The sequence below is a fragment of the Mesotoga sp. B105.6.4 genome (assembly GCF_002896535.1).
In the GTDB taxonomy this organism is placed as follows: Bacteria; Thermotogota; Thermotogae; order Petrotogales; family Kosmotogaceae; genus Mesotoga.
Genome location: NZ_JWIM01000071.1, coordinates 25,242 through 45,994, shown reverse-complemented (window position 1 = coordinate 45,994; position 20,753 = coordinate 25,242). Strand labels below are relative to the sequence as shown.

The window sequence follows — 20,753 nt, the reverse complement described above, 5'->3', positions numbered from 1 at the left end:
TAAAGTTCTTAGATTTCGTGGGTTTTATAAACATGACTACCTAATACCATAGAATACCTTCCAAAAGCAAGTAATTGTATAATCAATACTTAAATCCAACTTTTCATTAGTTACCACTAAAAAATATAGACAAAAAAATAGCGTTTACGAAACCATGCGGGTTTCAGTCGCTATCTTCTCTGTTTTATGGGTTAAAGTGATAAAGTCAAGAGACAATATCTGCAGAATGGATGTAATAGCCACGCTGATGAAGTCTGCAACAAATGGTAAAACAAGGACAATGACAAGCTCCGCTCTTATACCACAGTTTATCAGCAACGTGCCTGCTGCAATCCCCTTTTCCTCGTTTACCGAGAGCAACGAAGGACTTTTTCTGGGCGTGAACATTGGAGGTAGCGGCACTATCATAGCCTCTCTGCCTAATCTGATTGCTTATAGAATCTACGTGAAAGATTGGGGCAGAAACCTCAGATACCCCGCAGTATTCACGATTTCGAGTTCCATAACACTTTTCCTAAGCCTCATTTTCGGCTATCTAAGTCTCAAACTTGTTGGGTTTCAATAGCCTGCAATTGAGAGTTCGGTCACATTATAGTCAAGACTGTTTGGGCTCATCTGCTTTGTATAAAGAAGACGACCGGTTTTTCGATCGTAAACGTTTTGATTGGCGTACGTTCCGTTTGTCTGTTGAAGCATTATAACTTCAGTTCCATCTTGAAGCTTGCCAATGTAGCTCACACTGGTTACAACATTCGTGATGGGATCTCGATCGATGTCCTGTACCTTTGTGAGCGAATTAAGGGCTTGAGCAGAAAGCCATATCGGGCCGTTCAACTGAGCCACACCGGTTACGGTGTGAAATTCCCCCGGAAGGGTTCCGTACTGCATGATTGTCATTTTTACGTAATCCCAGGAAAGCGAGGATGTTACCGGAGTTATCGTAACCTGAGTCTGTGCGGGAGTGGTATATGAGCCGGGTATGTTGATCGTGTAAGTTCCTGAATATGACGTGGTCGTCAATTTCCAGGAGGGCCTTTGAGAGTTGAACCAGGGGAGCTCAACATATCTAGCAGAAAGAAACTCCATTATGTTTTGATGTATATCTGTCCCCGATTGAGCTTGAGTCAGAAGATAAAGAAGAATACCTGAGGCTCGGTCATAAGTATAGACGTGTTTAGCATTTATTCCTCTCGATTCAATCCTGACGGCCTGCACCGTCTGCCCGCCGTATTGAATAGGCATCTCCGCAGCAGTCGTATTATCGCTGTTGAATTTCGACAAGTCGTTGAAAACCGCTGGATTTAACCACAAGTCGGAAACACCCGGTTTCTCTATAGTTCCAAATGAAAGACTGGGATAATAGCCGCCCCTCATCTCCATAAAATAAGTTTGTAAGAGCGCTAAGGATCCTTCTTCCAATGCAACAACATCCATCTGATAGAGGCCTACGCCGGAACCGCCGGTATCCGACAACCCTCCCCCGGGTTTCATCACGGCAGTGCTTGCCCTGTAGCTGAGCCTAAGTCCGGGAGCCATCCATTCAAGGGGACTATCCGAGTATTCGGGAAAGATAGCTAGCCAGACGCTATTAGCAAAAACCAAGGAAAACGCAAAAAACGCAACGAATAGTATGCTTGTGATTTTTCTGGTCATTCGACCCACCTCCTGCTTATTAGATTGTACAGCAGTAAAGGTTCGAAAAGCGACAGAGAAGAAGGCAGGAGATAGTAGGGAGACCCGCGGAAGAGTCTTCAACAATTCGTTTGCAACAGCCGATTTCGAGCGACCAGAACTCGCCTAAGAGAAGCCAAGATTCGATACTATGGTCACCTAATGCTTTTAACAGTCGACTTATCGAGCAAGAGTGGACTACTTCGCAATGACAGTAGTGAATTCAATTGTTGTAGAAGTTATCGGAAGCATATCCGGTCTTATGCCAAGAATTCCCGACTGCGGTGTCGGTTCGGCTCTTACCCGAACGGAGTTTTCAATCCTCGAGTTCCAGCCAGCCTCTTCAAGGCCCCTTACGAATTCTTTCGAGACGTGAAGGCCTCTGTCACTCACATGAGCGAGGTTTGGATCACCGTCTTCAAAGAAGATGCAAAGCGCTATCAGCTTTTTCGAGACACTTCTTACCTCTTTGAAGACTTTCTTGGAATCTTGCATGTTTTGAAACCCTACGGCACTTACGATGACATCTATTGAGTCATCTTTGAGCGGGAGATTTGCTGCATAAGCAATGATTTGAACAACTCTCTCTCCCCAGCCTCTGTAACGCAAGTACTGGAGAAGCCCGAAGCTGCTCGAAGGACTAATATCGACAGCCAAGTATTCTTTTTCGGTAGAAGACAGTAGTTCTTCAAGCAGTCCGCCCATTCCGGTTGCCAGATCGAGGACCAAGCCCTGTTCCTTCTTGATCAGTTAAACGGTACGATTGAGGCTCTCGGTCATCGCTTGGTTGTATTCTTCTGTGTAAAGGACCTCTCTCGACGGTCGGAGAAGTCTCTGGAAGTCGTCAAATTCTCCTCGATACCAGAGAGCGGTAGCCTTTATCAATCTGTCAGCCGGAGAAAGCTCATCCTCAGAAGACTCAAAGAAACGCCTTTCAAGCTCCTCCTGACCGTTCATAAAACCCTTTCCGACCAACACCCATTGATCCTCACCCGACAGAAGGAAATCCAATACTTCCATTCGTTTTCGAAATCTCCGATAACAGGAGGTGCATTCAAAAACATCTTCATTACTTATGATAGAAGAACCACACCCGGGGCACTGCAGAAGCCTCTTGATGTTCATCTTGGCACCTCCTTGGTGGCAAATAGAAGAGGTTATTTGTGTCTTCATTATAATGTTGAAAAGCCAGAAGAGTCAGAAAGGCTCTCTCAAAAGCTCAAAAAAACCTCTTCAATAGTCATGCTTGATTATTCGGTTAGAAGTTGACAGCTCTGTCTGACTGAGGCAAATAAACGAGACAGTAAATCCTATAATTGTTTGCACGGAATCGATTAGCTATGAAAACTCTGTTCGTCATATGTAATGATTTTACCCAAATGGAGGTGGGGAAACGAAAGCCAGAATATGATTGGCGGTAATCTTTGTGTTTCTGATACCCAGAAGTTTTCTAGGTGCCTGATCCACGGGGAAAAAGACATAGTATTCTATGCTGAAACGAAGATCGGGATTATAAGAATCACACCAGAAGTTACGGAGCTCTTCTCTACTACACAGAATACAGCGCTTTCAATATGGAACAACAACCTCTATGACTATTACAATGAATATTCACTTGTTGATGGAAAGGTAGTAGTCAATCGGTTTTCTTCTACACGAATACATGCAGTTTGATTTGGATGGAAAAGATTGACAGCGAGAGAGATACCGTGACTTTCTATGATATGAAAAGAAAATCTGCAGGCAAGTTTGATATGCTTCACGATGCGGACAACCTGCTTCAGAATATGTATGGTATTTTCCTCGACGAAAGAACGTTTGTTCTCTCGACAAACGGACAGGATACGGTTCTTAAGTACCTAATGGAAACAGGCCAAATTCTGCCAATTGCCAGATCTGAATACGGAAAGCTCAGTTCCATATACTTTGATCAGGGAGAAAATGAGTACTATATTGCCATTGCCGAAGAGTTGTCGTCCAACTTAACAGGACTTGTACTGGTAGGAAAAACCATATACTTTACTGCAAACTTTGGAAACGGGCTTTTCAGTTACGGCATAGACGATGGCAAGGCGACACTTCTTACGCCTCTCAATTATCCCACCTCACTGGTTGCAATGTCCTGGTAACAAATCCGTCTCAAAGGTTGTTGCATAATCGAATAGAGAAGTGTTCCGAAAACGGGGAGATGGATCGTTCCTGCTCGAAAAACCCAACTACTCGATTGTGGCTGACCGCTTTAACTCTTTTGAATCCCATTTGGCTGTAAGGTCTGTTTTAGAAGGAAATACAATCGGTCGCGTATATTCGAATGATTTCACAAATCCAAATCTGGCAGTCATATGGCCTCTCACAAATGCTCTATAAGTAGCAGGTGATTACTCAAATCACTTGAGCTGTCCGAATTTCTGCAGAAGGAAATCATCCCGGGCAACAAGAAATGGGGTACTCCAGGTCTGATAATCAGTTTTGATCAATCTTCAGAGTGCAAATACGAGCTCGCTAATCTCTTGGGAGACAAAGCAGACGAGATGCCTAGGAGATATTATAATTCCGTGAAGCTGAGAGAGAGAAAACGGCCACCTACCGGTTTTGAGATCATGACTGTGAAAACAGCGCTGGAGGACAGATCGCTCAAAGGGCAGACCGGCTGGTTCAATGCCTTCTGGCCGGATACTTGCTCCTTTCTGCGCTCAGGAATAGGATACTGCGTGGTGAAGAACAACCAGATAGTCGCTTGGTGTATCACGATATACTCTGGAGAGCGTCGGAAATTGGGGCTAGAGACCCAGGGGATTTTCGGGGGCTCGGTCTCGGCTCTCTTACGTCAGCGCTCTGCGTAAGAGATTGCGTTGATAAAGGGCTCAGGCCCGAATGGCACTGCAGAGAGAGCAACTCAGCCTCAATTGGGGTAGCAGAGAAGATAGGATTCTCGGATCCTGTACATTACAAGAGTCTCTTCCTGAATTTGACAAAGGGCTTATAGTATCTATACCCGGTTAGTTTTCCAAGTCGGCCATAAAAGGACCAGTATCTTGACTTACCCTGGCAATTGAACTTCAGCTTAGGCATTGATTCGTTAAGTCTTAAAGAGAACTTATTGACCAACAGAGATGAAGTAGTGAATTGTGATAACATAAACATGAATTTGTGCTAAACTTTATATGAAAGCCACGGGACAATTTCTCACAAGGCCGGATCGTTGAAGCACGGTTCTCATTTAGTAATCACAGCCTTCCACTCTTTCTTCTGGCTCTTTCCGTAACTCGAATAAGGAGGAATGAAATATGTCTTATAAACACTACTATGTTGGTGACAGCGCTATGCAGTCTGGGGACTACGAGGTTCACACAAGGGACTGCGTTGAGATGGTGAGGATAAAGTCGAGGACTTACCTTGGCTATTTTGACAACTGTCAGGATGCAGTAAGGAAGGCAAGTGATATCTATCCCAATGTGTGTGGATGCAAGTACTGCTCTCCCGGGTGTCACAGGAGGTAGCCATCGCAACTGCAGGGAAGCAGCAGAGTAATTATGGGTTTGGTTAGTTGAATGAGCAGGTTACGTCAATAACAAGATTGAATGCCTCAAGGGATCTCGTTAAGTTGAGTTTTGGTCTAATTTCACATGCCTGATTTTCCGACTTAATGACTGCGTTATCCTCTTTTCGAGAATGCTACTCATCCTAGAATCGTTTCGATCTTAATTGCTTTTGTGTTCTAAGAGACAATTGTGGACTCTTGGAGGAGAAAGCTATTTGAATGACGAAAGAATGAAGGTCGAAATCGATTTTGCAACTGGGAGAAAACACTTTCAGAGGGTTTTGCGCAGCTACGTCTACAACTGGAAAGAATCTGAACTGGTTGACAGAAAAGAACTAAACCTGAATCAATTTGTTGCGTATGATCTGGACTACAAGAATACAAAGAAGGCAAATTACACCAGGATCAGTTCCAGTGTGAACGAATTACTGTTCTCCAAACACTTCATGGGTCAGAAGGAAGTTGAGGAAGAAAAGAGGGAGCTCATTAAGCGCGGGATTGTCGATTCGGAATAAGCTTCTTTGGTTTTTGGAAAAGGATACGCTTCCCAGAGAAACATCGTTCTTTACACTGCTCTGAAGAATCACATAGATTGCCTTCTCTATCTTGATGATGATGAGTATCCAGTTGCCGTTATGAACAACATGGGTTCCGTTTCGTGGATAGGCCAGCATGTTTTGAAACATTTTGAAAACGCATTTGAATTAAATCGACCGGGCCGACATCACCTACGGTTATCACTGTGGTTACATTTCGCCGATCCCATTCATAGAGTTTTCGCCAGCGCTACCGGAAGATACGTTCAGACTGTTTATTGAGGCGATAAGTAATGACATAGTTAAGTGGGAGACCCTTAGAAGACTTATAGTACCTGGAGGAGTCTCGTGCGCCGATCCGGACATACTGAACAGTGGTGAAGTCTTTGAAGTTGAAGAGGTAAATCATGCGAAGTTTATCTCAGGATCGAACCTCTGTTTGAATCTTAAGGACCCGAGCAGACTATTTCCCTTCTATAATCCCCCTGGAGCACGAGGCGAAGATACTTTCTTGAGTACCTGCCTGAGTGACAGGAAGGTGCTGAAAGTTCCACGTTACGCCTTTCACAACGCTTTCTCGACATACAACCATGTTTTGATGGGTGTTCTCCCCACAGTCTCAGACCAATAAGAGCCGACTCGAGAGAGATAGTAAGGCGTTTCTACAGGTCCTGTATTGTCCGGATAAGATACAAGCCTCTGCTTCTCTACATAACTAATCGCGATAACTATTCAGAGAAAATCGAAGAGATGAAAATCGACCTTAGGGAAACATTACCTTGCATTTCATCGTACTTTGGTACCGATTCATTCTACAACATTTCCAGAGAGCTGAATAAGTACCATAAGTCCGTTGAGAAACACTACGAACAGTTTGAAAGAACTAAAGGGATCTGGTCAAAGATATCTGGTTATCTCCGGGAAGCTTATTAAGGATTGTGAATAGGTATTTGATCTGAAGCTTATATGGAGTTCCCAAAGGAAAAATCAGAACTTCTCGGGTTTTTCTGCATGGAGATCGAAGATATGTCCACATTCTCTGCAGACGCGCACGATTACCTTAGAGCCCATCGAAAGAGGCTTTCCCAAAGGCATTAGCGCTGCATAACCTGACCAGTAACCCTTTCCTATGTCCAGCGAGCCACAGTTTGGGCACTTGTCTGTTCGAATCATCGAATACCTCCAGTAGTCATTTCAAAATTGAAATGATCCAGTATTCCATTAGAACAAATCTAGAACGCTTAAACAATCTTGCGTTGCTGTCAACCGCCAGTTGACTCTAGAACCATGTTGGTACTCAGTTCAACAGTAAGCATTTCGCTTATGTCATGAGCGCCGCATTGTTAGAGCTTGAAAATCATGACCAAAGCGGGGGATAAGCCCTTCATCTTTTTGAAGAAATGAAGGCGGCGAAAAGAACCACAACTCCTCCTGCAAGCAGGATTGTCCACCCAAGCCAGTGAACTTGCGGTCCGCCGATTATATTCGCTATTTCCTCTCCAGAACTACCGGGGACATTGCTCTGGATAAGCTCTTTAAACTGAGTTCTCAAGGAGTTCTCGTCGGGCAGGTCCTTAATCACGGTAATCAACCTCGCTACTACAACCCCAATCGAAGCAAGCCCGGAAAGAAAGACCATCGATCTCACTTTCACGATTCCCATGATACCTGCAAAGATAGCAATTGCTAGTGTTAGTGCGCCATACAGATCTCCGCCGTTGAAAAAGGTCGCTTTGCTTCCTCCGGGGAAACGTACTATCGGCAGGAACAAACCAGCTATAATCATTGCCGCTCCGATAACGGCGAGAAAGATGCCCTTTTTCACAATCTCCACCTCTTTTCTGATGTCCAACGAGTATTAGACTTTTATCTAGCCTCGGCCAATAATTTCAGAATACCATTCCAAGGTGTTGGATTCTTATCTCATCGGGAGAGCCCTGATTGTGAAAATGTCGGTTATCAGATCGCGACTTCAAGGTTTTCGTTTCCGAATTCGCTCTCCACAAACAGGAACTGCATTACCTTCTCCAGAGGCTGAACATCCTTCGGACTTTCTTCTGGCATCATGTGGACTGAATTCTGAACTACCATTCTCAGTGGATCAAGGTTCCCAAAGTAGAAGTCCTTATAGATTCTGCTCCACCAGATCGAGATCTCTGTATAAGAGATTGCTTTCAAAGCCTGTAAAGAAAATCTCTACGCAGTCCACGAACTTTCTTTGAATGTCTATTTCTTCAATATATCCGTAGAGTTTCTCACCTGTATTTATCTGAGGGTAGTATATCCGGATTGTGTCTCTGGCCTCATCGAATGTAACTGTGAATTCCATTTTGACTTTGTTTCGTTCTGTGTGGTGTAGTAATCCGAACTCTTCTCAAGAGCGAAAACTGGTGCCGTCGCAAATAAGGCAAATCCTAACAATACTATCAAACTCTTATATCATATAGACCTCCCAACATCGTTAGATAAATCCGATAAAAGTTGTTCAATTATACAAATTCTCATTTTTCCTAGAGAAGATTAACAAACTCTCTAGAGTGAATGGGCAGAAAATCTTTGGCGAAGACGAACAGTATATAGACCTAGATAGGAGTTGTGTTCTCGTTCAAAAAAATGATTAAATTTGATAAAATTGGTCATATTAAGAACTTTGTTTTAGATATCGGAAGGAACAGTTCTTAAGATCGATCTGGTCACAGCTCTTAAATGTTATGGAGGGAAATCTATGAAACCAAAAATATCGGTGCTATTTACAGCCTTACTAGTTGCGTTTCTTATATCACCGCTTTCTGCAGGAAATCTGGAACCTCTAGCAAGAGCCCCGATTATTGCAACGGCGATAGGCGACGGTGCTGCATCAGACGTTCTCGCTCTAGTCTGTGAAATGCACGGAATTGATTACGAGAACATCCTTCAGTTGAAACCCGAAGACTTCACCGAGAGGCTCGACTCGAAGAACGCGCCCGGAACACTTTTTATTGCCCCTGGTGCCATGGTCGAGGGGGATCTATATACCGTATGCGGCGTTGAGGAAATCGATGTCGGTCAGGAGGTCTCCAGAATAGAGGAGCTCGTATCGATAGCGAAAGCGCGAGGAGTTCCTGTTGTAGCCATTCATATTGAAGGTGGCTTCACTTCACCAGACAACGATCCGAGGCAGTCCTTCGACTTGCTTATGCCGAAAGCCGACTACATAATTCTGGTATCACCGGAAGGACCGAGTGAGTATTTCTCCGCGCTCTCGGAGGAAACCGACGTTCAGCTGATAGTGGTCGACAAAGCTGAAAGAATTATCGATGCTCTTGATCTCTTATTCTCAATGGGTGGATCTTGATGTAACGCTCGAAACATAGTCTCACATAATCAGTCTTTAAATCTCTTTGATAGCTTCGGATAGAATGAGAGTCCTCATAAGTCTTCTTTAAGAATCAAAGATTGAAGTTCCTTCCAGGATTGATGGTTTCTGGGTGTTGAAATATTCAAGTATATTAAGACACCCTCACTGTTTATTGACTGAACGATAAGGGCTTTCAATTTGCTGAAAGATTAACATTGCAAAATTAGTTCTTGACCACTTTGCATTCTTCTTGAGTCGATCCAGCTCATTGCCCACCTTTTTGCCAGTGATAGAATTGACACGCGGGAGGAAGGAATAATAACCCCGGAAAGGATGGTTATCTATGGATTCTGAAAAGCTTACGGAGCACGAATGGCACAAAAAGCAGGCGATAGAGAACTTCAACCTTACATGGGACCTTATAGACAAGAAAGACAGAACTGCAGAAGATGACCTTCTTATGATACACACCGCTCACGCATCACGCTTTCACTGGGGTGTGGTGGGTACCCCGATTGAATTTGCGAGGGGCGAGTGGCAAGTGTCCAGGGTTTATTTTTGCTTAACATGGCGGAGTCAGCTTTGTATCATGGTGAGCTTTCGCTGAAATATTGCACCGACAATGCCATAAGTGGTTTCGATCTTGCCTTTGGCTATGAAGCCGTTGCGAGAGCCTACATGATTGCAGGAAAACGTGACCGTATGGATGAGTACATAAAACTGGCAAGAGAAACAGCCGATTTAATCGAGGAAGAGCAGGACAAGGACTACTTTCTTTCGGAGCTGGAAAGCATCTCCCTCTAGCAGAAATTGAAAGCTGGCTGACTGAAAATGATTCCGGACCAAACGCAGCAGAAAGACAAATAAGAAGGGCCCCTTTCGCGGGGCCCTTTATTCAGAAAGCAAGCTAATTGACTTCCTGCAGAGCTGCCTCTTCAAGGTATTCAGCGAGTTCAAACAGGTCTACTTTGTAGACTCCCCATCCTGCCTCATCAACCTCTAAGAAATCTATTCCGCGAATTGCATTCCTCTCAACGTATCCCTGACCTTCTGGAGAAGATCGATAGAGAAGAGGTCCGGCGGTCTCGATGGGAAGAATCTTCCAGTTGTTCGTGGGGGCGGGATCTACTTCGCCAATATATTGTATGTACTTTATTATTGCCTCCCGGTTTATCTCCGTTGTGGCAAGTATAACGTTATCGGCTACATGTGGGAAATTTCCTCCTCCGCTCCCTCGGTAGTTGTTTGTCACTACCAGGAACTCCATTGACGCATCAAGCGGATTGCCTTCGAAAACGGCAGAGACCAACCGTTGACCCACGGGTTTAGTAATGTCGTAAACGTATTCTATTCCTTCAATCACATCGAAGTTGTATTCCCTGAAATCGTAGTTGACAATATGTTGCGGCTCTGCAGACGACGGGTCGATCTGATTGAAGTTACTTGCGGCCGCCTCAAGCCAGTCTTTTATCTGTTTGCCGTTAAGTTTTGCCACATATATAGTATTCGGGTAAATGTAGATGTCAGTAATTGAGCCGATCGAGATGTCCCCTTGAACGTGTGTGAAATATGTCGGGCCCTGTCTGCCAGCAATGAATGGAGCAGCAGCGCTGAGAATTGGGAGCCACTCGTATTCGGAACCAGCAAATTCACGCTCCGCCCACCATATTTGAGCTTCGTTTATGATCTGAGTGACAGGATTGTCCATTATTCTTGAGAAGTAAGACGTTATCTCAGTATCGGTCCAGCCGATGGGAGTTCTTACATACTCAATCGTCGCTTCGTGCTTCGGCCAAACGAGTTCAGCCAGAAGCGGATGAGTTTCGACATCGGCGTCAACGGGAACAAGAGCTGCCGAACCATCTAACACTTCCCACTCTCCCGTATTCCAGTCATAGGCGAGGTCGAGACTTATTACACCTAAGTGTGAACCCCAAGAGCCCGGAAGTACAGTAGGAACACCGAAGATTAGGCCCTTGTCGTTATCGATGCTCTCGATGTCTGCGAAATCCCCAGGGAAATGAGAATGTTGGTGACCAAGAATCATTGCGTCAATACCTTCGATCTGAGCGAGATAATAGGCGGCGTTCTCCTGAGCGTCATAACTGGTTATTTCATCTGTGGAGATTCCCGTGTGGGCAACTGCAATTACGAGGTCTGCCTGGTCTCTGAGGATAGGAATGTACTTTTCTGCTTGTTCGACAATACCCTGTGTGAAGACGTTGCCTTCAAGATGACGTCTTCCCCAGCTCATAATCTGAGGTGGCGTGAAGCCGATCACACCGATCTTGATCGGGATTCCATCGACTTCTCTCTCGAGAATTACGTATGGGTCGGTCAAGAATCCCTTGGGATCATCTGCAAGCCTTATGTTTGCTGATACCCAGGGAAAAATCGAATTGCTTTTCGCGCGTTCAAAGAAATCCAGGCCAAAGTCAGTAACATCGTGATTTCCGACGGAGACTGCATCGTAACCTATGTAGTTGTAGGCACGGACGATGGTCTGGAAGTCGAATCCCTTAAGAGGATTCACATCGGCCTCGTAATCTCCGACAAGGCTTCCCTGAATGAAGTCGCCTGTGTCGAAGAGCAGAGTGTTCGGATTATCACTCCTAAACTGTTCAATTAGCGTGAAAACCTTTGCAAGACCTATACTTTCATTTGGCTTGTCCCCCATGTAGTCGTAGGGCATAATGTATTGATGCATGTCTGTCGTACCCATTATGACAAGGGTATGGACAGTCTTCCCAGCAGCGGAAAACAACGCACTCGAAAAAGCTACCAGAATCAGCAGAACCAGTGACAGAACCTTTCTTCTATCAGGCATCTAACCACTCCTCCTTCACTATACTGGTTGCTTTCTACTATGTGAGTTAATGCAGCAACCGTTTTGGATTATTATTATACAACCAGACCTGACGGTAGGCAAAGAAGTACATTACCTGTTCCAAAGTCCTCTAGAATATTGGCAGGAAATACAGAGTATTGCAGTGGAGAAGTCTTATAACACTTTCAACCAGGGTACGTTTAAGTCACAGATCGTCGAGACTGCCGAGTCATAAAGTGCATTTGCAGCCTCTGAATATCCCCCAACAAATGCTCTCACCGCACCCATTCTCTTTAACCTCCGGAGTCCTTCTGTTAACATTGCCTTTCCCAGACCTCTCTTGTGGTACTCAGGCACAACCCCAACCGGCTCATAATATCCGGTTCTGGTGACGTCATCATACCATATCGTGCAGAAGCCGGCTATCTCGCCGCCGGGAGCAACTGCGACAATATCTAGATCTCTCCTGTACAGGGGTTGCTTCTGGATATTGAGATACCATTCCCAGCCCTCGTAATCTTCGTCCGGCTCGTCAGGATGAAAGGCCCTCCAGGAGGCCCAGCTTCTGGAAGGTAGTTCTTCTGCATTTCCAAGAGAACGGATTTCGAAACCTTTTGAGATCGAGACCTCTGCAATTTGACCTTTCAAGTCTCGTCGATGCTGATGTTCTGGCCAATCTCCTCGCGAATAACCTCTTCTCTTCAAAATCTCTATCCTTCTTCTTCCTGAGAATTGGCGAACACCCAGAGCCTCTTGACTCCGTCATTCTCGCTAAAAAGGTGCTTCTCCGAGACTTCAAGCATCTCTTCTTCCAGCTCTTCGCAGTCAAAAACGGATGTACCTGAGAATGGACCTCGCCGAACCCCTCGCAGCTGACGGCCGCTACAATCTTCTTGTTGCCGTCTTCCCAGAATATATTATGCTCATTCAGTGAATAGACTTTCAAACAGTTTTTCATCACATGCCAACGCCAGTAGTAGAGTCTAGCAACATGCCAGGAGTACTCGCGCAGTCCATTGTCCGTAAAAACCTTCCTCAGGAACTCTCTCAGCTTCCAGTAATCCTCTTCACTCTCATATCTCCGCATTCTGTACTCCATTTTCGCCTCTCCACCACAGCAATTTCCAACGTCAATTCTACTATTTCATAGTTAAAGCCGGGCTGATTTATCGTCCGGCGACTTTGGCTTAATGAGATGTAAACTTGTCTCTATTCCTGCAAGCGGTACTTCCCATACGCGTCCGCTGCCTTGAGAGCAGAGAATACTGTTTCGGGTGTCACCTCAACCAGTTCGTTATGAATCGTCTCGCCTTCTGCGGAGGAAGTCTCCGCGACTTTCATCAGCTGTTCGTATGTAGCGTTCCCCAGCCCGATACCTTCAAGCGTTGTTGGAAGTCCGACTGTTTCACAGAAGTAGAACACTTCATCGATTACAGCGGGATCCTTTTCAGTAAGGAACAGCGACGCAAGCGTTCCGAAGGCTACTTTTTCTCCGTGGAAGAACTCGTGAGTCTCTTGCAAGATGGTGAGTCCATTGTGAATCGCGTGAGCCGCGGCAAGTCCTCCACTTTCGAATCCAAGGCCGCTCAGCAGAGTATTGGCCTCGATGACTTTCTCGAGAGCCGAAGTTACCACCTGTGCCTGGCAGGCGTTCTTTGCCTGCTCTCCATACTTCAATAGAGTTTCGTAGCAAAGTCTTGCAAGGGAGTAAGCCGTCATCGAACCAGGATTACCCGTCATGTTCTTGGCGTTTCCGATCTCGCAAGATCTTGCTTCAAACCAGGTTGCAAGAGCATCGCCCATTCCAGAAACAAGAAACCTTGCGGGTGCGGAAGCGATAACCTTGGAATCTACCAGAACAAGATCGGGGTTTTTCGGGAGGAAGAGATATCTCTTGAACTCTCCTTCAGGTGTATATATTACAGATAGCGCGCTGCAAGGCGCATCCGTTGAAGCAATGGTTGGAACAACGGCCACGGGAATCTTAAGGTTGTGAGCAACAGCCTTGGCTGTGTCCAGTGTCTTTCCTCCTCCAATTCCGACAAGCACGTCGGCCTTGCTTGTGGCTTTGTCGGAAAGCCGATCGATCTCTTCGTCGGAACACTCTCCGCTGAATTCAATGATCTCGGCAGAGACTTCTTCAAGCAATGAATCCTTGATAGAAGGAATTATGTTCTCGTACACGAACGGATCGGTTATAATAAAGGCGTTTTCACCGAATCTTTTCAGTTCCTTTCCCAGAGAATTCAGCGCATCGGCTCCCTGAACGTATCTCCCAGGGAAGATCGTAGCTTTTATCATGGACAACACCTCCTTACCTAAATAATTATAACGCAAAAGCCGACTAAGTTTGTGAAATAAAGATCAATATTTACTGCGCTTTTTCCCTTGATCACTGAATATTCTTGTAAGCAGCTCCGGATGCTATAATTTCAAATAGGATGTCCTTAGTGCGGACTATCTACCGAGACAATCTATGCAATTGTTTGAAGGAGGTGTTGTGAAGTGATTTACTACGTAGATGACAGCGCAAAGCCGGCCGGAGAACACGAGATTCATACCGAACACTGTGAGAGACTGAGAGAAGTGAAGTCGAAGACTATGCTGGGAGATTTCGTGAACTGCTTTGGAGCGCTTCAGAAGGCTCGCGACCTTTACCAGAATGTTGACGGCTGTGCTTACTGCTGTAGCGAATGTCATAAGGACTGACACATGTACAACTTGCTACACCCTAACTCGACAATCTATCGATGAGTTTACAACAAATGTCTTATATCTTATCTGAACAGCCTTGAAGGCTGTTCTTTTTATCGACCGATTTTCTGTTGTAACTCGAGAGCTCACGTCCAAGATTTTCTCATGGAATACTTGTTCTCAGAGTGGGGTTCGTTGTATCGCCAGACGGAACTTCTCCATCATTCCACGAATGCTATAATCTGTGAAGGTTTCGAGAAAACACTGTTGAAGAGATTGAAGAAGAGAGTGATCAAATGGATAGAGTAATTGTGGTTGGGAATATCGATGTAGATATAATAGCAGGTCCGGTGGATGACTGGCCCGAATGGGGCACGGAGATCGGCGTTGATTCAATCGAAATGCGTATTGGCGGCCAGGCGGCAAACACGGCTGTTGTGCTTGCCGATCTCGGAGTACCGGTGGATATTGTGACGGTAGCGGGAAATGATCTCTTCGGGAAGACGTTCAAGGAGAGATTCAAAGATATGGGAGTGTCGGTAGAAGGGTTTGATCTTATCCAGGGCAGAACACCATGTACGGTTGCGATTACCCATATAGACAGCGAGAGGAGTTTCATCAGTAACGAGACGATAATGCACCATCTAGATGTTGACTTCGTTGAAAACAAACTCACTGGTGTTGAGGGAGCGCACATTTTGTTCTGCGGGATAAATGTTCTTAACGGTCTAAGAGAAAGCAACCTGCAGACATTGCTGGAAGCTCTCAGAAAAGAAAACACAATCTATCTCGATCCCGGATGGCCACCGGATGGCTGGAGTCTTTTCAGAATTCAGATTCAGAGACTGCTAGATTCGGTGGACTGGTTTATGCCCAATGAAGCGGAGCTCATGGAAGCTACTAACCAGTCAACGATAGAGGCTGCAACTGAAACGTACCTCGAGGACTATGAAGGTCAGGCAATGGTCAAGATGGGTTCCAAAGGTTCTCTTATGATTGGAAGAGAGAATTCAAGACTCTATCCCACAGCGGAATCCAAGAATGTTTTAGATACGATAGGTGCTGGAGATTCTTTCAACGCTGGGTTCATATACTCTAATTCGTCAAATGGTGAGCCAGATATTGATTTTGCGCACAGAGTAGCTAGAGATTGGATAGAGGGGCGATACAGAAGTAAGATCATGATCTAGAGAATAGCAGTTATGTTGCTCGATGTTAACGCAACGGTCGGTAGGAAGCGGCTCCGACATTTCTGCTCGCAGTATAGAGGAGGGTTACTATTATCGGAATGGTTCCACATAACGGCTCATTTCTCCTGCTTCTCTTTTGCCAGAGGGTCGAGAGATAATCTGCATTTGGATTGAATGGAGGGGTTGAGAAGAGTGCTTCTTAAAGAAGGGCAAAGAGTTCTCTTTCAAGGAGACAGCGTAACAGATGCCGGCAGAGACAGAGAAGACTTCTTTGGTCTGGGAAACGGTTACCCCGCTATTATTTCTGGGCTTGTCGGAGCCTCATATCCCGGGTTAAGAATAGAGTTTCTAAACAGGGGTGTCGGGGGCGACAGGGTGAAGGATCTTCGAGAACGCTGGAAAGCCGACTGTATTGATTTATCGCCAGACTGGATTTCAATGCTGGTCGGGGTAAATGACTGCTGGCGGTTCTATGACAGCAATGACAAGACCGAACCAGACATCTTCGAAAGAGACTATAGGTATCTGCTCGAATCAGTTGCCACTATCGGGGCGTCTTCAATAATTATGGAACCGTTCTTTCTCCCGTTAAGAGGCGAGATGGAGTCCTGGACAGAAGACCTTGGACCGAAGATTCAGATAATCAGAAGACTTGCGAGGGAATATGAGGCCATTTACGTCCCGCTTGACGGGATTTTCGCTTCTGCGGCTACAAGAAGAGAGCAGGGTTTCTGGGCAGAAGATGGTGTCCATCCCACTCCTGAAGGACACTTTCTTATCGCCCTCAAGTGGCTCAGTGCTATGAGTATTGCGATTTAACAATTGTCGAGAATGAGCAGATGAGGTGCCTACTGAGAATTCATTTCTCAAGAAGACTCATTGCTTGGCTGACACTCTCAAACTAGATAATTGGTTCTGCGCGTTGATCAGCGAATTCATTCTCTGTGAAGCCCATCCGGGCAAGCATTGTGAGCGATAAAACCAAGAGAAAATCGTTGTGCAATTTCCATGGATTCAATTCCGGTTTCTGGATTTTGGGAGCATTTGAGAACCGAAAGACTGGAATGGCAGGTGTAATAAGTAGAAGACAACTCAGGAAGCATCTCACAAAGTTGGCTCTATGGTGTAATTCACAAGACTGTCATAGTACTCGCGGTTCCTTTCGTATTCTGAACGGTAGATTATGCTTCTTGAGTCGAGCGCGTGGTCTATTGCGAGAATGCCATCAAGGTGATCTATCTCATGTTGAAGCAGCTCCGATTTTGCCTGATCGACTCCCTTCCACTCGTGTTCGATTCCCCTTTCATCTTCATACACGATATCTATCGAAAGACTTCTCTCGAGCCTAATAAGCAGATGTGGAAAGGACATGCAGTCATCCCACATGGTAAATGTGGATTTGTTGCGCTCGGTAATTCGCGGGTTCACAATAATGAAACTCCCCTGACCTAGATTGAGCGCAACCATTCTCTTAAGAATGCCGATTTGCGGGGCTGCGATACCACGGCCAAAGCCGTTTTCATTTCTGAATTCATGGAGGGCCTGCTTAAGCATAGCGAACTGCCCTAGCATCTCCTGGCCTCGAAAGTCAGTGACGGGAGATGATTTTTCCCGTAGCAATGGATTTCCAAGAAGCAATACTTCACTAGTCATAATCAACCTCCGAAAGGCCTTTGTCTCTTTTCAAGAGATTTGCAAGAGCTACTGCCGTTCCGAGAGGAAAGAGCATGGTTCCAGCTTTCAGAAAACCGGCAACGACCACTCCCCCAGAGGAAAGTATGTCTTCAAGCCCTATCTTGCGCTCAAGACTCCCGCAAAGCAACTCCTCCGGTATGGCAATCAATGCGCTCACCTCCTCGGGGTCGAGTTCGAAGGGAGCATCATCTGTGAAATATGCATTGAAGCACGCTATGAAGTACGGTCCTTTCTCGGGCAAGCTCTTTCGTCGATCAAGCATTTTGTAGATCATTCTGGGGGCTGGGGATGGAAGTTCGATGGTGTCGACAACACCTCCGTTTGACTGAACAATATCCGTCCGGGCTGAATGGGTTATTTCTACCGTCTTTCCAGTCTCTTCGACTGCTTCGCGTTTTGCTGCCTGGATGAAGCTCTCGCCTTCTTCAAAATGGCCGCCTATTCCTGCGAAGAACCTCTCTCCCGGTTCTGTTCTGTGCCTTTTCCCCGAGACCTGAAAGAGATATTGCCCTTTATAGTTGAGTATCAGTCCTGTACCTTTCTCCGAATCGTCGGGAAGATAACTGTCCAGATTCATAAACACCCCTAAACTCTGATTCTTGGAGATATAAACTCACTTCTCTCTTATTTATTCTTCACGGATTCACAGAAGGAAGTCCCTTCTGATATCGTTATGGATGATCCTTCAGATGCAATATCAATTGCTCTTCAGAGTCTTCTTGATCGTATCGGCCGCCAGCTTTCCCGTAAGTATGCTTATCGGTACGCCAGAAGGACTGTAAGTCCACTGGCCTGCCTGAAGAACATCCGGTATATGCGTCTTGACTGAGCTGTTTACTTTCATCATGCTGGAGACCACAGGTATCGGTTCTTCGAACGACCAGCCTACGATCGATCCCTCTGAGCTGCCGACATAACTCTCTATTGAAAGCGGGCTGCTGGAGAATGAAAAGAGAATCCTGTCTTTCAGAATCGGGTACACTGAGTTTGAGAGAACCTCGATTACTCTCTTCTCGAGTTCTTCTTTCAGCTCCTCGTACCAGCCGGATTCATACGCTCTTTTCACGATCTCGTATTCGAAGAGAGTGCTTACAATCAGGCCGGTCTTTCCTTGAGGGGCAAGGTTCTTGTCTTTGAGAACGGGGATCGAGATCTCGTAGGTACCCAGTTCGCAGAATCTGTCCAGCCAGCTCAAAACCTTCTCTTTCGAACTCTCCGACCAGTTCTCCAGAAGAGCCTTCATTTCGCTGCGATGAATTTCTCCCAATCCTTTCCTCGAAGGAGTATAGAAGAAGTGACCGCTGGCTATCGCTTCAAATTTTTCGGGAGGTTCATCCACCGCGATGAAGATGCTGAAAATAGAATCGGTACCGTGTTTCTTCGATATCTCGGATCTAAATGTGTTAACCATCTTTGCTGAGGTTTCGGGCAGGCCGTCTGTTTTCACAATTGAGTAAAGCTTCTTTAGGTCGGCAGCCCAAACTAGTTTCCTGTATTTGTAGGATCTTCCACCGGTATCGACAATTACTTTTCTTCCAGCATTGACCTCTGTTACTTCCCTACCTGTCTCGATTTCCCCGCCAAATTGGACTATCTTTTCTCTTACGCGTCCGGCGATAGTTCCAACTCCACCTTTTGGGTAGAAGTAATCCTGATAAAGGTAGAAGTAGCTCATGGCGAAAAAAGTCGGGGTGTTCTTGAAGAAATGCTGGTCTATTGTGTCTCTCAAAGACCTATCTTCAACAATCTTCTCAAGAAATTCCTCTACGGGTATTTGGAATTTCCCGATTCTTCTGAGGGTGAGGAGGAACTTGAAGAGCCACGGCAAGTATACTTTCACAAAATATGATTTGTTGTTCTTGAAGTCCATGAAAAGAGGATTATCGACTCCATAAAGAATCTCCATGTCCTTCATAATCCTCTTTATGAATGAAATCACTCTCTCGATCTCTTCATCGCTTCCGGGATACATCTTTCTCAGAAGATCTGAATACTCCTTAAGGCTCTCCTTTGAGGTCACACGTATGACAGTGTCTTCAATTCCCACCGATACGGGACTCTTGACTATTTCGATTTCTATTCCGAGTTCCCTGAGCATCGGCAGAATGATACCGGCGCTTTCAAGTGCTCTGACTCCTCCGTCAAACTGAAACCCATCCCTCCAGAAAGAGTTGATCAGGCCACCACACTTCTCGTTCTTTTCCAGCAGGAGGACTTTGGTCCCTGCTTTTGCAATATATGCGGCGCTGGTCATTCCAGCTATTCCTCCGCCAACGACTATAACGTCATAGGTCTCCATGATTGAGGCCCCCCATCCGCAGGCTTTCCTGCCAGAGTTCTTCAGCTGTTTCGGTATCAAGGGCCGGCGGGGCTGGAATCTCTTCGGTAGTCAAATTGAAGAATCTTCCACTTATGCCTTCTACATCGCGTGAAACACCCAGATAGTAAAGAGATTCAGCTGAAATCTCCGGTGAGCGGGAAAATCTGTCGACGAAATTTTTCTTGTACCATTTGTAAAATGCCCCGTTTTCTTTTCCTGTACCCGTTCTAACTGCACCGGGGTGCATAGCGTTGATTGTTACACCGCTCCCCTTGAAGTATTCGTTGAATACTATCATACTGAGAAGTTGGGCGGTCTTAGCGGAACCGTAGGCTTTAAGGCCATTGTAGTGTCTCTTCTGCCAGTTAAGGTCATCTGTCTTAATTCCCCACACAGCAAAGCGATGACCTTCTGAATTCACAAGTAATACCCGCGACTTCTCCTGTGCCTTAAGCTTGTCTCTTAAGATGTAGTTTATAACGAAAGAAGAGAGATAGTTCACGGCATATGTCATTTCAAGGCCATCGACAGTCAGTTCTTTTTGCTTAAGGAAGACTCCGGCATTGTGTATGAGGACATCTATGGGATCTTCAATCTTAGATAGCTCTTCCCCAACCCTCTTGCTGTCTTCTAGGCTGCTGAAGTCGGCTATCATATATGAAGGTTCAACTCCGAAGTCCCGTCTGAGCTCTTCGCACAGGCCTTCCGATTTCTCTTTGTTTCGGTTTATGGAAAGGATCCTTGCCCCATGGCTGGCATACTTCCTGCACGTATAGTATCCAATACCCGATGTGCCTCCGGTAATAACCATTAGGCGATCCTTGAAATCATCATTGCAAATCTTTGGATCAGACTTGTTGTTCTTCATCATCGCGCGAATGTTTGACCATTTGTATTGTTTCCAGTATTTGCGGATGGGGCTCCTGCCTCTCTCCATATGCA

General features: G+C 45.6%; 24 protein-coding genes. 11 read left to right on the top strand and 13 right to left on the bottom strand.

Annotated elements, in window-relative coordinates; genetic code table 11:
* The first annotated feature begins 196 nt into the window (after positions 1–196).
* Positions 197–565: a hypothetical protein gene (locus tag RJ60_RS12900; RefSeq protein WP_103134970.1), complete on the top strand. Its 369-nt coding sequence runs from the start codon at positions 197–199 to the stop codon at positions 563–565.
* On the opposite strand, the gene RJ60_RS12895 is transcribed toward RJ60_RS12900, so the two are convergent.
* From RJ60_RS12895 to RJ60_RS12885, 3 genes are all read right to left on the bottom strand, one after another.
* Entirely contained in the window at positions 559–1,653 is a 1,095-nt protein-coding gene (locus RJ60_RS12895; RefSeq protein ID WP_103134969.1) for a hypothetical protein, read from the bottom strand. The genes RJ60_RS12900 and RJ60_RS12895 overlap by 7 nt on opposite strands.
* A 216-nt stretch (positions 1,654–1,869) precedes the next feature.
* On the bottom strand, positions 1,870–2,400 hold the full coding sequence (locus tag RJ60_RS12890; protein ID WP_103134968.1) for a class I SAM-dependent methyltransferase: 531 nt from the start codon (positions 2,398–2,400) through the stop codon (positions 1,870–1,872).
* Positions 2,401–2,421: 21 nt separating this feature from the next.
* Positions 2,422–2,796, bottom strand: coding sequence for a hypothetical protein (locus tag RJ60_RS12885; protein WP_103134967.1), 375 nt, complete (start codon positions 2,794–2,796; stop codon positions 2,422–2,424).
* A gap of 554 nt (positions 2,797–3,350) precedes the next feature.
* Between RJ60_RS12885 and RJ60_RS12875 the strand changes: the two genes are divergently transcribed.
* From RJ60_RS12875 to RJ60_RS16340, 5 genes are all read left to right on the top strand, one after another.
* Positions 3,351–3,800, top strand: coding sequence for a hypothetical protein (locus tag RJ60_RS12875; protein WP_103134965.1), 450 nt, complete (start codon positions 3,351–3,353; stop codon positions 3,798–3,800).
* Positions 3,801–4,067: 267 nt separating this feature from the next.
* Positions 4,068–4,514 carry a GNAT family N-acetyltransferase gene (locus RJ60_RS16585; RefSeq protein WP_103134964.1) on the top strand — a complete coding sequence of 149 codons (447 nt, stop codon included), beginning with the start codon at positions 4,068–4,070 and terminating at the stop codon, positions 4,512–4,514.
* The gene (locus tag RJ60_RS16580; RefSeq protein WP_180979953.1) at positions 4,412–4,657 is read left to right on the top strand and encodes a GNAT family N-acetyltransferase; all 246 of its coding nucleotides are present in this window, start codon (positions 4,412–4,414) and stop codon (positions 4,655–4,657) included. The genes RJ60_RS16585 and RJ60_RS16580 overlap by 103 nt, the downstream gene beginning before the upstream one ends.
* Positions 4,658–4,958: 301 nt before the next feature.
* Positions 4,959–5,171, top strand: a complete 213-nt coding sequence (locus RJ60_RS12860; protein WP_103134962.1) for a hypothetical protein — start codon at positions 4,959–4,961, stop codon at positions 5,169–5,171.
* Between the two features lie 256 nt (positions 5,172–5,427).
* Positions 5,428–5,727 carry a hypothetical protein gene (locus RJ60_RS16340; protein WP_258006327.1) on the top strand — a complete coding sequence of 100 codons (300 nt, stop codon included), beginning with the start codon at positions 5,428–5,430 and terminating at the stop codon, positions 5,725–5,727.
* Positions 5,728–6,735: 1,008 nt separating this feature from the next.
* Here the strand turns inward: RJ60_RS16340 and RJ60_RS12850 are convergent.
* From RJ60_RS12850 to RJ60_RS12840, 3 genes are all read right to left on the bottom strand, one after another.
* The gene (locus RJ60_RS12850) at positions 6,736–6,921 is read right to left on the bottom strand and encodes a transcription initiation factor TFIIIB (RefSeq protein ID WP_099830143.1); all 186 of its coding nucleotides are present in this window, start codon (positions 6,919–6,921) and stop codon (positions 6,736–6,738) included.
* A 211-nt stretch (positions 6,922–7,132) separates the two neighbouring features.
* Entirely contained in the window at positions 7,133–7,573 is a 441-nt protein-coding gene (locus RJ60_RS12845) for a hypothetical protein (RefSeq protein WP_103134961.1), read from the bottom strand.
* Positions 7,574–7,707: 134 nt separating this feature from the next.
* A complete protein-coding gene (locus RJ60_RS12840; protein WP_103134960.1) occupies positions 7,708–7,926 on the bottom strand; it encodes a hypothetical protein in 219 nt (72 codons plus the stop codon).
* Between the two features lie 547 nt (positions 7,927–8,473).
* Here RJ60_RS12840 and RJ60_RS12830 point away from each other — a divergent pair.
* Positions 8,474–9,082 carry a DUF6305 family protein gene (locus RJ60_RS12830; protein ID WP_103134959.1) on the top strand — a complete coding sequence of 203 codons (609 nt, stop codon included), beginning with the start codon at positions 8,474–8,476 and terminating at the stop codon, positions 9,080–9,082.
* 585 nt (positions 9,083–9,667) lie between these two features.
* Entirely contained in the window at positions 9,668–9,889 is a 222-nt protein-coding gene (locus tag RJ60_RS16335; protein ID WP_258006326.1) for a hypothetical protein, read from the top strand.
* Positions 9,890–9,992: 103 nt separating this feature from the next.
* On the opposite strand, the gene RJ60_RS12820 is transcribed toward RJ60_RS16335, so the two are convergent.
* The 3 genes from RJ60_RS12820 to RJ60_RS12810 all read right to left on the bottom strand — a co-directional run bounded on the left by RJ60_RS12820 (position 9,993) and on the right by RJ60_RS12810 (position 14,213).
* Positions 9,993–11,912, bottom strand: coding sequence for a bifunctional 2',3'-cyclic-nucleotide 2'-phosphodiesterase/3'-nucleotidase (locus RJ60_RS12820; protein WP_103134958.1), 1,920 nt, complete (start codon positions 11,910–11,912; stop codon positions 9,993–9,995).
* A 174-nt stretch (positions 11,913–12,086) separates the two neighbouring features.
* Positions 12,087–12,617: a GNAT family N-acetyltransferase gene (locus RJ60_RS12815; RefSeq protein ID WP_180979952.1), complete on the bottom strand. Its 531-nt coding sequence runs from the start codon at positions 12,615–12,617 to the stop codon at positions 12,087–12,089.
* Positions 12,618–13,121: 504 nt separating this feature from the next.
* Positions 13,122–14,213, bottom strand: a complete 1,092-nt coding sequence (locus RJ60_RS12810) for a glycerol dehydrogenase (RefSeq protein WP_103134956.1) — start codon at positions 14,211–14,213, stop codon at positions 13,122–13,124.
* A gap of 204 nt (positions 14,214–14,417) precedes the next feature.
* Here RJ60_RS12810 and RJ60_RS12805 point away from each other — a divergent pair, with 204 nt between their 5' ends.
* The 3 genes from RJ60_RS12805 (at position 14,418) to RJ60_RS12795 (ending at position 16,615) form a co-directional block, all read left to right on the top strand.
* Positions 14,418–14,621, top strand: coding sequence for a hypothetical protein (locus tag RJ60_RS12805; protein ID WP_103134955.1), 204 nt, complete (start codon positions 14,418–14,420; stop codon positions 14,619–14,621).
* A 281-nt stretch (positions 14,622–14,902) separates the two neighbouring features.
* Positions 14,903–15,796: a carbohydrate kinase family protein gene (locus RJ60_RS12800; protein ID WP_103134954.1), complete on the top strand. Its 894-nt coding sequence runs from the start codon at positions 14,903–14,905 to the stop codon at positions 15,794–15,796.
* 192 nt (positions 15,797–15,988) lie between these two features.
* Positions 15,989–16,615: an SGNH/GDSL hydrolase family protein gene (locus tag RJ60_RS12795; protein WP_180979955.1), complete on the top strand. Its 627-nt coding sequence runs from the start codon at positions 15,989–15,991 to the stop codon at positions 16,613–16,615.
* A 285-nt stretch (positions 16,616–16,900) separates the two neighbouring features.
* On the opposite strand, the gene RJ60_RS12790 is transcribed toward RJ60_RS12795, so the two are convergent.
* The 4 genes from RJ60_RS12790 to RJ60_RS12775 all read right to left on the bottom strand — a co-directional run bounded on the left by RJ60_RS12790 (position 16,901) and on the right by RJ60_RS12775 (position 20,748).
* Positions 16,901–17,449: a peptide deformylase gene (locus RJ60_RS12790; RefSeq protein ID WP_103134952.1), complete on the bottom strand. Its 549-nt coding sequence runs from the start codon at positions 17,447–17,449 to the stop codon at positions 16,901–16,903.
* The gene (locus tag RJ60_RS12785) at positions 17,442–18,068 is read right to left on the bottom strand and encodes an NUDIX domain-containing protein (protein ID WP_103134951.1); all 627 of its coding nucleotides are present in this window, start codon (positions 18,066–18,068) and stop codon (positions 17,442–17,444) included. The genes RJ60_RS12790 and RJ60_RS12785 overlap by 8 nt, the downstream gene beginning before the upstream one ends.
* A 120-nt stretch (positions 18,069–18,188) precedes the next feature.
* Entirely contained in the window at positions 18,189–19,790 is a 1,602-nt protein-coding gene (locus RJ60_RS12780; protein WP_258006325.1) for an NAD(P)/FAD-dependent oxidoreductase, read from the bottom strand.
* On the bottom strand, positions 19,777–20,748 hold the full coding sequence (locus tag RJ60_RS12775) for an SDR family NAD(P)-dependent oxidoreductase (RefSeq protein WP_103134950.1): 972 nt from the start codon (positions 20,746–20,748) through the stop codon (positions 19,777–19,779). The genes RJ60_RS12780 and RJ60_RS12775 overlap by 14 nt, the downstream gene beginning before the upstream one ends.
* Positions 20,749–20,753: the final 5 nt, after the last annotated feature.

Bases quoted from the DNA above. Each gene is read 5' to 3' on its own strand.
- RJ60_RS12820 (WP_103134958.1), bottom strand. From the start codon at position 11,912: ATGCCTGATAGAAGAAAGGTTCTGTCACTGGTTCTGCTGATTCTGGTA.
- RJ60_RS12860 (WP_103134962.1), top strand. From the start codon at position 4,959: ATGTCTTATAAACACTACTATGTTGGTGACAGCGCTATGCAGTCTGGG.
- RJ60_RS12830 (WP_103134959.1), top strand. From the start codon at position 8,474: ATGAAACCAAAAATATCGGTGCTATTTACAGCCTTACTAGTTGCGTTT.
- RJ60_RS12775 (WP_103134950.1), bottom strand. From the start codon at position 20,748: ATGGAGAGAGGCAGGAGCCCCATCCGCAAATACTGGAAACAATACAAA.
- RJ60_RS12875 (WP_103134965.1), top strand. From the start codon at position 3,351: ATGGAAAAGATTGACAGCGAGAGAGATACCGTGACTTTCTATGATATG.
- RJ60_RS12850 (WP_099830143.1), bottom strand. From the start codon at position 6,921: ATGATTCGAACAGACAAGTGCCCAAACTGTGGCTCGCTGGACATAGGA.
- RJ60_RS12780 (WP_258006325.1), bottom strand. From the start codon at position 19,790: ATGGAGACCTATGACGTTATAGTCGTTGGCGGAGGAATAGCTGGAATG.
- RJ60_RS12800 (WP_103134954.1), top strand. From the start codon at position 14,903: ATGGATAGAGTAATTGTGGTTGGGAATATCGATGTAGATATAATAGCA.
- RJ60_RS12790 (WP_103134952.1), bottom strand. From the start codon at position 17,449: ATGACTAGTGAAGTATTGCTTCTTGGAAATCCATTGCTACGGGAAAAA.
- RJ60_RS12895 (WP_103134969.1), bottom strand. From the start codon at position 1,653: ATGACCAGAAAAATCACAAGCATACTATTCGTTGCGTTTTTTGCGTTT.
- RJ60_RS12785 (WP_103134951.1), bottom strand. From the start codon at position 18,068: ATGAATCTGGACAGTTATCTTCCCGACGATTCGGAGAAAGGTACAGGA.
- RJ60_RS12885 (WP_103134967.1), bottom strand. From the start codon at position 2,796: ATGAACATCAAGAGGCTTCTGCAGTGCCCCGGGTGTGGTTCTTCTATC.
- RJ60_RS12810 (WP_103134956.1), bottom strand. From the start codon at position 14,213: ATGATAAAAGCTACGATCTTCCCTGGGAGATACGTTCAGGGAGCCGAT.